The sequence below is a fragment of the Chloroflexus islandicus genome (assembly GCF_001650695.1).
GTDB classification, from domain to species: Bacteria; Chloroflexota; Chloroflexia; order Chloroflexales; family Chloroflexaceae; genus Chloroflexus; species Chloroflexus islandicus.
Genome location: NZ_LWQS01000031.1, coordinates 46,469 through 60,715, shown reverse-complemented (window position 1 = coordinate 60,715; position 14,247 = coordinate 46,469). Strand labels below are relative to the sequence as shown.

Here is a 14,247-nt window from a genome sequence, read left to right as displayed (position 1 = left end):
TGTGCGCCCCTGCCGAATGACGTTTGGAAAACATCATGCGCGTTCTGATTATCGGTTTGGGTGGCGTGAGCCGCGCGTTCCGCAATTGGCCCGAACGAACGCTGGGCCAAGCGTTGGTAGCGGCTGGCCATGAGGTGATGGCGCTGACCTATTGGCAACCCGATCAACCGCACCTTGGCTTGACAGAGCGGGCTGAAGAGATTGACGGTATCAAGGTGCGGCGGGTGACGCCGCAGCTCTGGCCGGGGCGCGAGACGATCGCGGCGTTGGCAGCGATGCCGTTGCCTGATGTGGCCCATGTCATTCACCCGCGCAATGTACTGGCCTTGCAAGCGGTGCGCTGGCTGCGCCGGAGCGGGGTGCCGGTCGTGTGGACGTGGCTCGGACCATACCATGATCGTTGGCTGGTGGCCGACCGGGAACGGCCCTACGAATCGGCGATCCACCCCGAACGGCTCATCTACACCGTACCGCAACTGCTCAAACGCGGCCTGCGCGACTGGCGGTGGCGCGATCATTGGCGCAACTACGCGATTCATCGCCCGTTGCGCGATGTGGCGGCGTTCATCCCCTGCTCGCAGCACGAAGCGCAGGTCTTGCGCGAACTCGGCTTTACCCAACCTATGACGGTTGTGCCGCTCTGGCTCGATATGGCGTTTATGGAGGGGCCTGCGCCGCCATTGGCTGCCACCTTCACCCCGCCGATCATTCCCTACATTGGCCAGCTTACGCCGCGCAAAGGCTACGATGTACTGGTAGCGGCGATGCCGGCGATCATTGCCCGCTACCCGCAGGCCAGTTTCGTCTTTGTCACCCACAACCCGGCCCAACGGGCCGAACTGCAACGGCTAGCCGGCGAGCTTGGTGTGGCGGCCAATATCCATTTTCTCGGCACGCTGAGCGAAGAGCAGAAATTGGCTCTTTTGCGGGCCAGTGCCGTCTTGCCGTTCCCCTCGCGCTACGAAGGGTTTGGCTTGCCAGTGTTGGAAGGGATGGCCGCAGGGGTGCCGGTCATCAGCACTAACATCCCGGTAATTAACGAACTGATCCGTGATGGCGAAGACGGCTTGCTCATCCCGTACAACGATGATAAGGCGCTGGCCGGCGCGATACTGTGCGTGCTCGACGATCAAGCCTTGCGAGAACGCCTCATCGCTGGCGGGAGGCGGGCGGTGCGCGAACGGTTTGCGCCCGAGCGGTTGGTGGCGCAGGTGATCAAGGCGTATCAAGGGGTGGTGTAAAGGGTTTTGCATAGCTTGGGCAGAACTATGGAGTGCGGCAGTCAAACTGCCGCACTCCATAGAGGGTAGTGGGCGGAAAGCAATGGAGGAAGAGCTGCCAAAGTTTCGTGTGTTTTGTGTCTTTTTGTGGCTATTCCCCCCAGTGTGTTGATCGACGGGCCAGCGGCCCGCGCTCCCCGGTTGTCATGGCGAGCCGCCGGAGGCGGCGAAGCAATCTCCTCCGAGCACGGGAGAGGTGTGCTCAGGCATTCGTTCCGCTGAAGGGGGAGATTGCTTCGGGCGCTCCGCGCCCTCGCAATGACAGGAGGGTACGGCAGTTTGGCTGCCGCACTTCATCGTAAGAAGCGCCGGCCCGCCGGCGCTTGTAATGTTTTTGTTACGCCAAACTTGTACACTGGCGCACAAGGAATCTTAACCATTCGTAAAAGGACACCGTTTGCCCCAATTCGATCTGGCGCTGCCGCTAGCGCATACCGAAATGTACCCTCGATCGTGTCCTCTGCGCGCTGTGTGCAGATAGTCTGCGCCTCTGCAAGGTGCGGCCACCGGATAACGAACCGGTACGTCTCTGGCTCCTCTACCGGCGCGCACCTGCTCTCGGTATGGCCAAAACATTGTTTTGCTAGCTCGTCACTTTTTCGTCGCTCTGTTTAGCCGTCACTCGATGTTTTGGAGGCTTCGCTATGCGCCAGCCGCGCCGTTTTGCGCTCTCTGCGTCTGTTGTATCGATTGCGCTGATTGCTCTGTTTCTGCTGTTGATGGTTGTGCGCTTGTATCCGGCGGCGAACCCGGATCCGATCCGGGCCGCGTGGCAGCGCGCGTTGAGCGCCGGCAGTTACCGGTTTGATGCTACGGCGACGATTGTTGCTGACCCGGTTGCTTCGCCGGTGAATGCCGGCCAGCCTCCCGACCGGCACGAAATCTATCTGCAAGGCAAGGCCGATCTGCCGGCTGAGACGACTGAGCTGCGGTTGTGGACGCAGGGTGGGAATGTGCAGACCGGTGAGGGCAGCGTGATGCTGCGTATTGTCGCCGGGCAGACGTGGGTGCGCCAAGGTGAGGGGGCTTGGGAGGAGTACAGCGGTCTTGGCGATCTGTTTGCGCCCGGCGGTGATGTGTTGGGGTATTTGAATGCGGTGCGCGATGTGCAGCCGTTGGGTGAGGAGCAGATAGCTGGGCGCACGGTGACGCGTTATGCCTTCCAGATCGATGCGATGGCGCTCGAGCGCTATCTGCGCGAACGCCAGCAGGCGGCGTTGCGGCAGGCGAACCGGTTGCCGCCGGGGGTTGAGTTGCGTCCGGCGGATGAGTATCACCGGCTGCGGGGCAGCGGTGAGTTGTGGCTGGCTGCTGATGGCTTGCCGGTGCGCCAAGTGTTGCATATAACCTTGCCGGCTAGTGGCGATCAGCCGGCTAGCCGCGCGCAGGTGACCATGGATTTTGCCGAGTTTGGCCCGTTGCCGCCGGGGATGCCGTTGTTCTGGCAGCAGTGGTTGGGGGCGTTGCGCGGGGCAAGCGATGCGGCCTTGCCGGTGGTAGGCGCGCTCTTGGCGGGGTTGGGCGCTATGTTTCTCCTGATCCGCTGGCGCGGTTCGCGCCGGTTGGCGAGCGGTTTGGCGGCGGCGCTGATCGTAGCGCTGGTGGGCGGCCCGCTGCTGACGGCGCAGCGGGTTGATGCGGCCCAGACCGAGCTGGCTGCGCAAACGGCTTATCGCCGCCAACCCCAAGCAGAGCTAGACCGCTCCCAAGCGGCTGAAGCCTCGTTGCCGCCTGCGGTGGCGGCGGCGCGGGTGCTGTCCGATGTGTGGTTGAGCGCGGCGCGCGGCCACGCGACGGTCGATAGCGATGGCGATGGCCTCAGCGATGCGCAAGAGGCGTTGCTGGGATCCAATCCGCAGGTGGCTGGCGATGGCCCGGCGCGGCTGACGGCGCTTACCGCGCAGGCGGCGACGGCGTTCACTAGCGCGCCAGCGGCGTTGGTTGATGATGGCCGCGATAGCGATGGCGATGGCTTGACTGACTTCCAAGAGCAGTTTCTCGGCACGAACCCGTTCGACCCCGATACCGACGGCGATGGGTTGAGCGATTTTGCCGAGGCGGTTGGATTCTCCTATGCCTCCCGCGATTGGCGGCTCGACCCGTTAGCGCAAGATACCAACCGCGATGGCGTGCTCGATAGTCTTGAGGTGGGCCGGAGCGGTAATTTGCTGGTGGTGCGCGATAGCGATGGCGATGGCATTCCCGATGCGTTTGACTACGATGACGATAACGATGGCGTGCCCGACCGGATCGATCTCTCGCCGTTGACCCACTCGGCGGATCGCGGCGCCTTTCGCGGCGATCGGGCGCTCTGGCTGCGCTTCGATAATCTGACGGCCAACCAGTTGGTGGCAGTTGATATTCAGGTGCGTCCGCAAAACGCGCGCCATTTGTGGTATGCGCAGAGCCGGTTTGATTGGCCTAACGACAGCGCCGGGCAAGTACAGGATCGCAACGGCACGACCGATGATATCCAACTGCTGCCGTTGCTGGAAATTTCGATCCCGGCCAATTCGTTCGCGACGCTGCCGCCGTATACCGACAACGGCAACGGCAACCTCTCGTCGCCGCTGCTGAGCGCGCAAGGCATTACTTTGCGCCAGTCTGACGCCAACACGATTGTCGCGTATGTGCCGCTCAGCCTTGTCACCGATGGCCAGACCGGCGAACGGGTGGCTTTTGCGGGCCGGATGCTCTATCGGGGGGCGCCGGCGTGGGGCAATGCCCACCGCGTGCGCTTGGTGTGGGCCGTGCAGATGAAGAATGACGTTGATGGCTTCGATCAACCCGGCCTGATCCACGTGTACGATAATGAGCCATGGTTGATGACCGGCATGCAAGTGCGCGAAGACCACGGCGTGGCCGGCGCGTTGGTGGTGGCCGATCCGCAGGCGCAGGGAGACGCGGTGGCCCGCGATGACGCGCTCTTGGCCCTGACGAACGGTCTGAACCAGAGCTTTATGCGCGCGCGGGCCGATCTCTCGCCGGCAACGATTGCGAACCGTTTCCACCGTTTGAGCAATGGCAGCGTGCCGGCCCAAGAACGTTGGGATTTGCCGAATATCTTCCTCGCCAGTGCGTATACCCGCAGCGATACGCTCAGCATGGCCCGTGACGCGGCTACGCTCAACCGCAATCTGCTGGCGCAGATCCCGGCCTCTGCCCAGCCGTTGATCCTCCACCTGCGCAGCGAGACCTTCCGCGCGCTCAATTTTGACAGCTTGGGCAGCAATGCCACGTGGTCGGATACCGTCTTGACCATGAATTTGGCGACCAGCGGCCAGAACGCGGTGTTGGTGCAGACCGCCAATTTCCTGAGCATGACCGGCTATGAGTTTTCGGGTGGCGATTGGCGCACCTTGTCGCCAGAGCAGATGGTGCAACGCTTTATCGATCGCCATCGCGGGCAAACCAGCGCCGATGAAGAGACGCGCGAAGGCCAGCTTGTGCTGTTGCGCAATTATCTGGCTGTGCTCATCCAAGGCGTGATGGCGTTGGCGGCCAATGGCGAACAGCGTCCGATGGTTGGGTTTGCCGCTCCTGATGCCTCGCTGGCGCAGATCAATACCGCTTTGGCTGCCCAAGGGGCCGGTGCGCTCAAGCACGCGCTTGCGGCGCTGGGGCCGGCGCAAGGGTCGGATACCAATTCCGTGCTGAAGATGATCGGCGGCGTGGTGAAGGGGCTGGGGATTAGCGCGGTGCGCGGCGCAGCCGCGGCTTGGGCGGTTTCGAGCCGGTTCATGACTAGCTTTAAGGCGAAGGCTGGCGATGCCATCTACGGCGCGATCGCTAGCGCGCTGGTAGCTGGCTTGATCTTAGCGGCGACGGCCCACCTCGGCCAGTTTTCGCCCGAACTGAACCGCTGGCTGTTGGCCGGCGGCATGGAATTGGTTGCCCACGTCACCTCATCGGTGGCGACGATTGTCAAAAACGGCATCGATCTGGCCTTGATCGCGAAATTCGGCTTGCAGAAGATCACGGCGGCTTCGGCGGCGCTCACGATCTTTGTGGGTGGGGTGCTGGTTGTGGCGACGATTGGCTTGGCGATCTACGAAGCGATCTCAAACCAGTTGTCAGGCGTGGCGCTGGCCCAACTGATCATCGCGACCGTCTTGCAGGTGGCGTGGATCGTGTTCTTGACGGCGCTAACCTTTATCCCCAAAGTCGGCTTTATCATCGTAGCCGTCATTACCATTCTTGACGCGGTGCTGTCGGTGATACTCTCGCTGATTTTAGGCCGCGCAACCTCATTCTCATCGTGGCTGTTCCAGCAGATCGCGCGCTTTATCGTTGACGAGTCGCGCTATTTGACGGTACGACCGACGGTAGGCGGCACGAGCTTGGGACTGGTCAATCCGGCGGCAGGCATGACCGCGTGGAACCCGCTCCGCTTTAGTGCGACGATTTACCCGAATCTGGCGTGGAATCCGAACCGGATCGGCAATCGCTGGTTTGGCAACCCGTGGAATGACTGGCAAGCCCGCCAGCGCGTCTCTGGCGCGGCGTCCGTGGCTACGCACGAGCAGAATCTCGAAGTCTGGCCCAGTTGGCCGCCGATCCAAGACGCATATCCGCGCTCGGTCGATTTCTCCTTCCCGGCGGGGATCAACCGCTCGACGGCGCTGTGGATGAACACGGCCTTTAATCTGCCCTACAAGCGGTGCATTATCCTCTGGTGCGGCGCGTATGATGATGTGCAACGCTATAACTCGCGCTTGGCCGATAGCGTGGTCTTCGATGTCTTCCCGGCGACACTCGATGAGTTTGTGCGCATGGATTGGGGCGGCAGCATCGCCTTCCCACCGCTGCCCGACGCTGACTTTGATGGCCTCCGCCGCGAAGTCGATCCCAACGAGAGCACGTGGGATGCCGACGGCGATGGTTTGAGCGATGCCTTTGAGCTCCAGCGCGCTAACGAAGGGATGCGTTTTAATCCGTGGCTGGCCGATACTGATGGCGATGGCTTGAGCGATCTGGTTGAGGCGCGCTGGGGCACTGATCCGACCCGTGCTGACACCGATGGCGACGGGCTGAGCGATGCCCAAGAGGTGAACGGCCAGTTGGTGACGGTGAGCGGGCGGCTCTTGCTGATCCGCACTAGTCCGCTGGCGGCTGATTCGCGTGGTGATGGCATTTCTGATGCCGCGTGGCTCAATCAGAGCGGGTCGGTGGCGGCGCGTTCGCGCCTTGGCGCGTGGCCGCTCGCGACGACCTTTGCCGACTCGTTTGGCGGGATGGCGTTCGGCTGCCCAGCGGGAGCCTGTCCCGCCGCTGGGGTGACGGTGGCCGGACGCACCGGCACGAGCTTCGATGGCAATCAGTTTTTGGTCATCAGTGATGAGCGATTCCGCATGGCGGATGAGATGACCTTTGCGGTTTGGATCTATCCTACCGCTACCACCAACGGCATCTTGATCAACCGCGAAGGCGAGTATGAGGTAGCGCGCTTCCCTGATGGCACCATCCAGTGGGCCTTTGCCAACGCCAATCCCGGCTGGACTTGGATGAACACCGGTGCAGTGGCGCCGCTCAATCAGTGGACGCACGTGACGGTGACGTATAACCGTGGCGTGGTGACGACCTATCTCAACGGTACGGCAGTGCATACCTACCATGGGGCCGGCGCGATTGGCGATGTCGATTGGTCGCAGAACGAGCTGCGGCTAGGCGATCGCCAGTATATCCCGCAACGGTTTGTGGGGGTGATGGCCCATGCCCGCCTGTTCACCCGCGCGCTGCCGGCGGCTGAGGTCAGCGCCCAACCGAATCTGACGGCGCTGGCGGCGACGGAACTGGCGAGTACGCCGGCGACGCTGGTCGCGCCGCAAGCGCCGCTTGGCGTCTTCCCCGTTGTGAACGATGACAATCTTATTGTGCGACCCGGCCAGTCGCTAGTCTACACCGTCACTTTGCGCTATCTGCCGCCCGATGGCCGCCCGCTGCGCGGCGCGGTCTGGTTGAATACGCCGCTGACCAGCTTCCCGGCCCAGTCGTTCGAGTTGCTGCCGGGGCAAGAACAGAGCTTTGTCACCAATCTGACCATCCCGGCTGGCACACCCGAAGGGCCGTTCGTGCTCGACGCGATCGCGCAGTACAGTTTGGGCGGCAACCCGACGGCGCGCTGGGTGCAACCGGCCTTTGCCGAGCGGGCCGGGGCCGATGTGAGCGCGCTCGCGGTAGCGGCTGCTCCCGGCGCCGCCGCGCCCTACGCGCTGGTGACAGCTAGCGGCGGGCAAGTGCAGTTTTTTGCTGCCCAACCCAATAGCCTGCCGGCCCCGCTGAACGTGGCTAGCGGGACGCAACCGGCGGTGGCGTGCCAGAGCGGCGCCTGTTTGGTGGCATGGCAGAGTGGCGGCGCGATCCGGATGGCGCGCGTGGCCGGCGCGACGGTCGCGTCGCCGGTGACGCTCGGTAACGGGACAGCGCCGGCAGTGGCGAGCAACGGCAACGGCTTTGTGGTGGCGTGGCTCGACAGCGGGGTGGTGCGCGCCCAGCGCGTTGCCGCGAATGGCACGGTCGCCGGTTCGGTGCTGGCGCTCGATACCAATGCGCAGGCTGGCAGCGCAGTGGCAGCCGTTGCCGCCGGTACGAACTATCTGATTGCTTACGAACGCGGAGCGGCGTCGCAACGCGATATTTGGCTGGTGCGGTTCGACGATGGCGGCGCGACTGCGCCGGAGCAAATCACCGCCACACCCGGCGATGAGACCAAACCGGCGCTGGCCTACAGTACGGCCTTCGGGAGGGCCTTGCTAGTCTATCTGCGCAACGGCTCAGTGATGGGCCGCCTGCTGGCCGGGACGGCTGCGCTCGATGAGGCGCCGCTGCTCTCGGATGGCGATGCGAGTTTGACGAGCCCAACCGTGGCTGCTGCCGCCGATCACTTTGTGGTCGCCGCCGGCGCGCGGATCGCCAATCGCGCCCATCTGCTCTATCAAGCGGTTGATGGCCAGAACCGGCTGTTGGGCAGTCCGCAACGCTTTGCGTGGCTGGTTGACGCGCCTGCTGGCGTCAGCGCGGCGCTGGCGTGCGCCAGCAGCCAGCCGTGCGTTGTGGCGCCAGCGGGGTTGAGCGGCGGCGGCACTCAGATCGGGACGGTGCAGGCCCAGCTTGTGGGTGAAGAGTCGGGCTTGATCGATAGCGGGACGTTGCCGGTACCGTTACGGTTGGTGGTTGACAACACGCCGCCGGTGGCCAGCATCCTTTCGCTGGTCAATGGCAGTTATGTGCCGGCAGCCAACGTGAATAGCGGTCTGGTCGTGAGTGGGGTGATTACCGATACCAATCCGATCGAGCAGGTTGAAATCAGCTTGAACAGTGGCGCGTGGCAAGCGGTGTCGCCGGGAGCGACGTGGGCCGCCACGATCGATGTAGGTAGCCTGCCGGAAGGCGCGCATACCCTGCGCGTGCGCGCCCGCGATGCCGCTGGCAACCAAGGCGCACCGAGCGCACCGGTCACGTTCCGGGTCGATCGCACCCCGCCGGCGCTGGCGCTGGCTCCCGATGTGCCGTCCGCCATCGTCCGCCCGCTGCTCGATGCCCGTGGCGGCTGGGTCTTCCCCTTCACCGGCACGCTGAACGACACGGCCAGCGGCAGTTCACAACTCACGCTTGAGCTATTGCCGGCCAGCACCGATGCGGTGACGAGTCTTGCCCAAGAGGTGACAGCAACCGGGGGGACGTGGCAGCACAACTACCGTCTCACCACTGGCGGCGGGATCGATGGCCGGGTGACGCCACCAACCGGCGTGTATACGGTCACATTGCGCGCCATCGATCTAGCCGGCAATGTCCGCACCGTCGAGCGGCCTACCTTGCTGAGGCTTGACGCGACGCCGCCGGCCATTGGGCTGGCAACCGATCCCGGCGAGCGGGTCACCGCTGCGCTGACCCTGACCGGTCTCGTGACCGATACCGGCACGGTGGCGAGTGGAGTGCAGACGCTGGCAGCGGCGTGGGTGCCGCTTGAGCAGGCCGATGCGCTGGCCGGCGCGGCGGTGCGGCTGCCGTTTGATGAACCGGCAGGCAGCGAAGCGTTCGCCAACGCGGTGGATGCGGCGCTGATCGCGACGTGTAGCGGCGCGAATTGCCCGCAGGTGATCGCCAGTGGCCGGGTGGGGCAAGGAATCACGCTCAGCGGCGCGCAAACGCTCACCATCGCTGACCGGCTCGGTGATCGCAACAGCTTCAGCGTCGCGGCGTGGATCAACGGCACGGGCAGGGTGTTCGAGCGCGGCCAAGCCGGCCAAGCCGGGTATGTCGAACTCACCACGAGCAGCGCCCAACTGCGCGGCAACAGCGGCGCCTGTTCGCTCGCGTTTACGCTGGCCGGCGCGGGTTGGCGGCACCTCGCGTTAGCCTACGACGGCGCCACATTAGCCGTCTACGGTGATGGCGTGGCCGTGGCCAGCGCCCCCTGCGCCGCCGGCACGCTGCCCGCCGCCGAAGCGCGGCTAGGTGGCTTCACTGGCCAGCTCGATGAGGTCTATCTGTACGGCTACGCGCTCGCTGCCGATGAAGTCGCGCATCTGCGCGCAGCGGCGGATATCACGTGGCAGAACGTCACGCTCGCCACACCCGGCGCTGTCGCAAGCACGTGGAGTCTGCCCGTCCCGAACACGCTCGACGGGATGTATGCGCTCGCCATGCGCGCCACTGATGCGCTCGGCAATCGCACCGTTGATCCGGCGGGGGTGATCGTCTGGCGGGGCATGGTCGATCTGCGCGCGCCGCAGGTGACAGTGACAGTCGCCCAACAGGGCAGCGGCGCGCTGGCGCGCACCACCATCACCTGCCAAGCCCGCGACATCAACCTCGCCAGCGCAACGCTAGTCTGCCCGCCTCCCAGTGGCACGATTCTCGAACAGACCGATACCCTCGTCTATTACCAGCCCCCAGCGTGGCGCCGGCTCAGCGACGAGGTGCGGCTGCTGCACGGGCGCGATGTGACCTACGTGGTCAATGGCCATATCACCTATACCAGCACCGCGACGGCCCAAGACACGCTGGGCCGCACCGGCAGCGGCACGCCGCAGCCGGTCACGCCACCCGCGCCGGTGGTCGATCTACTCGTCACCTCGCCAACCGGCAACGTCCGCACCACGCTCGATCCGATCACGATCGCTGGCAATGCGCGGGCCGATGCCGGTTTGAGCCGGGTGCGAGTGTTGGTGGATAGCAGCTTGATCTTCGAGCAGATGTGGTCGGGCGAACTGACCGGCTCCTTCTCGACCACATGGACGCCGCCAGCAGAGGGTCGCTACGCGCTGGAAGTGCAAGTCACCGATCAGAGCAACCGTCTCGCTACCCGCCAGATCGCGCTCATGGTCGATACGGCGGCTCCTACGGCGATTGGCTTTGCGACAGCAGTCTTGACGGCGGCCAATACCTTGAGCGATACGCTGGCGCTGCCGATTCAAGTGACCGATACCGGCGTGATCACGAGCGTGCAAGCCTCGTTCGATGGCGTGACGTGGATCGCTGCCGCTCCCGATCCGGCCATCAGCGGACGCTGGTGGGCGCCGCTCAACCAGCCGGCCAACGATCTCGATAACTGGTCATTTACGATGGATCTGCGGGCGACCGATGCCGCTGGGCGGACGATCACGGCCACAGCGCAGCCGATGGTCGTTGATGTCCGCCCGCCGGCGGCGCAGACGGCGACGTTGCGCGTGATCGGCGGCGCAACGTTGAACGAAGGCGATACCGTGCGCACTGCCGGCGCTGGCTTGCGGATGGAATGGGGAGCCGGCAGCGACAACGCCGGCCCAGTCACCTTCCGCGCCGGTTGGAGCACCGACCGCGAGCCGAATCTGGCCGCTCTCAGCGCGTATGGGGCCGGCCCCGGCAGCCACGATCTGCCGGCGCCGCCCGAAGGCAGCATCCTCTATGCGCATCTGGTGCAGCAGGATGCCAACGGCAACCAACGTATCCAGACCTTTGGCCCGATCATCTACGACACGCCGCTCACGCCTGATGCCGTGTCGCAAACCGGCTTGACGCTGCCGGAACGGGCGATTGCCACCGGCTGGCGCGATGGATCGTGTGCGTTGGTTGGCCAAAACAGCGCCTTGGCGCGCCGGGCCAGCGAACTGGCGGCAACCCGTGATGTGCAACGTCTCTATGCGAGCTGGGACGATCGGGCGCTGCGGGTGGCATGGCGTGGCGCTATCTGGGGGGCAAGCGAGGATTTATACCTCTACCTCGACACCGCTACCGGCGGCGCGCCGGCGGTCTATACGCAAGGGATGCCAGCCGGCCAGCCCGATCTGCGCTTCCCCGACGGCTTTGTCCCCGATTACCTGCTGCGGGTCGATGACGCGCAGACCATCAGCCTGTTGCGGTGGAACGGCGCAGCGTGGGTGGCAGTAAGCGGCGCATGGCAGGCGTGGGTTGACGCTGCCCAACCCGATCTGTTCGAGGCCTACCTGCCGTTTACGGTGCTCAATATCACGAGCCCGGCCACGACGCCGGCGCGTATGCTGGCCTACGCCACCGAAGAAGACAGCCTGCGCACGTGGGCAGTCATGCCGGCCAACAACCCGCTCACCAGTCCGCGGGTGCTCAATAGCCGCAGCAGCGAAGCGATCACCAATCAGATCGCGCTCACCAACGTGATCGCGTGGGCCAATCTCGGCCCCGGCCAGTGCCCCGGCGCAGGGCAGGTCGTGGCTGATGTGCGGTTCCGCATCACGGCCACCCCGGTGGGATCGATCTACTCAATCTTCACCGACGAGCTGATCGACGCGCAGGGCCAGCTCCTCGACACCAACAACCACGTGGCGAGCACCCAGCTCGCCGAGATCGACAACTCCCATCCGCCGTTGTTTGAAGGGCAGACCATCACCTACACGATCCACTACGAAAATGTCGGGGAAGCGCCAGCCGACAACGTGCAGGCATGGATCGTCAACTGGGGAGCGCTGCGGCTGCCGGGAGGCAACCTTGTGATTGGATCGGGCGGGATCCCCTACTACGAACAGTTCATCACCTTGGGAACCATCGCCCCCAACACCAGCGGCACTGCCACCTTCACCGGTGTGGTCGATCGCCAGATTGCCCGCGACGCTGGCGAAGACGAAGACTGGGCCACGGTGGACATCTCCTTCCACGATGACACCACCGGCTTCGACGATGCGCTCGACTGGTTCTTCGTTGACCATCCGGTTGACATCGCGCCGCCGGAGTATGTCGAGATCTCCGATCCGGTCGCCTATGTGAAACCCGGTCTGGTCACGGTGTCCGGCGTAGCGTGGGACGAATCGGACGTGCCGCAGATTCAGATCGAGACGCGGGTGGGTACGGCTGCCTCCACGATCACCACCTGCGCCGACCCCACTCCCGACGATGGCGAGTGGCAGTGCGCAGTTAACATCGGCAATCCAGCCGATGGCACAGCGGTGACGATGCGGGTGCGCGCCACCGATGCCGGCGGCCAAACCAGCGATTGGAGCGATCCAGTTGCTTTGGTAGTCGATGCGAATGCGCCGCGTCTGATCTTGAGCGACGCCAGCGTTGCGCGCTTAGGCATGGGATCGGTGAGCATCGGCACGGTGCAGCTCGATGGCCGGGTGCAAGACGACCGCTCGGCGTGGGCAGTGGAAATCTGCGTCAACCAGCAGGATGGGCGCGGCTTCCAATGCGAAGAGGTGTGGGTGGACGAGAACGACAACTGGAGCTACGCCCTGCCTATCCGCGCCGGAGTGGCGCAGGCGGCGCAGCAAGTGCGCTTGACGCCGATCGATCTCGCCGGCAATCGCGGCCCGGCCCGCCAATTCGACTACGTAATCGACACAGTGGCGCCAACCGTCACCGGCGGGTTGTTGCCCCCCGCCGCGTCGCTGCCGGCGGGGAACGTCTTGATCGGCGGCACGTATGCCGACGCGGTGGGGGTCACGGCCATCACCGTGCGGGTGGAACGGCCCGATGGATTGGTTGAAAACGGGGCCGCCGATCTGCAAGGCAACCAGTGGCGCTACGTCGCGGCGTTGAGCGTACCCGGCCCGCACCGCATCTACATCACGGCCCGCGACGCCGCCGGCAACACGCGCGTGATCGGGCCATTGCCGCTCAACGGGCCGAACCGCGTCTTTATGCCGGTGATCTTCCGGTAGACCTCACACCAGCCTAGCGACGGTCACGTGGGCCGTCGCTAGGCTTTCCCATGCGACAACAACTTCAGCGCCGACACGAACAAGATCACGCCTAGCAACACGTGCAACAACGCATTCGGCACAAACGGCAAGAGCGCACTGCCAATCAACGCGCCAACAATCGAACCGGCGGCCATCCAGCCGATAAAGCCGCGTTCGGCGCGTAGTTCACGGAGTTTGCCTTGGCGGTAGTATTTGCTCAGGCCGATCATAATCGTCGGGATGCTAATCGCCAAACTCAGCGTGCCGGCGATCTTGATGCTGATAGCGAAGACCAGCATAATCGTGGGAATAATCATCTCGCCGCCGGCCACCCCCAGCATACTGCTAAAGATGCCGATCACAATCCCAGCCGCAAATCCCACGATCGTGCGCAGCCAAACGGGCAAGGACAGGCTGCCCAGCCCTTCGATAAAGGTATGGCCGATCAGAATAAAGCTCAACACCAACAAAAAACTCACGACCACCAGCGTTAATGCCCGTTCGTTAATCCGCAGCGCGAAATTAGCGCCGGCATAGGCACCCAACAACGAACCGGCCAAAATATTGAGAATCACATCGACGTGAGTAGTGATCAGATCAAGATTCACCAAGCCGGTGCGAAAGATAAACGAAAAGATCACCGTCACCAAACTGACCACCAGATTAATCACAATCGCCTGCAACGTGCGATACTTGAAGACGCCGGCCAGCACCGGCAACCGGAACTCAGCCCCTCCCAACCCAATCAACCCGCCGAGGACAGCGATGATCGCTCCCCAGCCAAACGCCGCGGCCTGAGGCATGCCGTGCTCCTTCGCAATATCTATATCTAT

Annotated in this window: 3 protein-coding genes; 2 read left to right on the top strand and 1 reads right to left on the bottom strand. The window is 64.0% G+C overall.

What is annotated here, in order from left to right:
- Window positions 1–35: 35 nt before the first annotated feature.
- Entirely contained in the window at window positions 36–1,241 is a 1,206-nt protein-coding gene (locus A6A03_RS01605) for a glycosyltransferase family 4 protein (protein ID WP_066782932.1), read from the top strand.
- A gap of 683 nt (window positions 1,242–1,924) precedes the next feature.
- Window positions 1,925–13,393, top strand: a complete 11,469-nt coding sequence (locus A6A03_RS01600; RefSeq protein ID WP_066782930.1) for a LamG-like jellyroll fold domain-containing protein — start codon at window positions 1,925–1,927, stop codon at window positions 13,391–13,393.
- A 38-nt stretch (window positions 13,394–13,431) separates the two neighbouring features.
- Here A6A03_RS01600 and A6A03_RS01595 read toward each other — a convergent pair whose 3' ends face one another.
- Entirely contained in the window at window positions 13,432–14,217 is a 786-nt protein-coding gene (locus A6A03_RS01595; protein WP_066782928.1) for a sulfite exporter TauE/SafE family protein, read from the bottom strand.
- Between the last annotated feature and the right edge of the window lie 30 nt (window positions 14,218–14,247).

Bases quoted from the DNA above. Each gene is read 5' to 3' on its own strand.
- A6A03_RS01595 (WP_066782928.1), bottom strand. From the start codon at position 14,217: ATGCCTCAGGCCGCGGCGTTTGGCTGGGGAGCGATCATCGCTGTCCTC.
- A6A03_RS01600 (WP_066782930.1), top strand. From the start codon at position 1,925: ATGCGCCAGCCGCGCCGTTTTGCGCTCTCTGCGTCTGTTGTATCGATT.
- A6A03_RS01605 (WP_066782932.1), top strand. From the start codon at position 36: ATGCGCGTTCTGATTATCGGTTTGGGTGGCGTGAGCCGCGCGTTCCGC.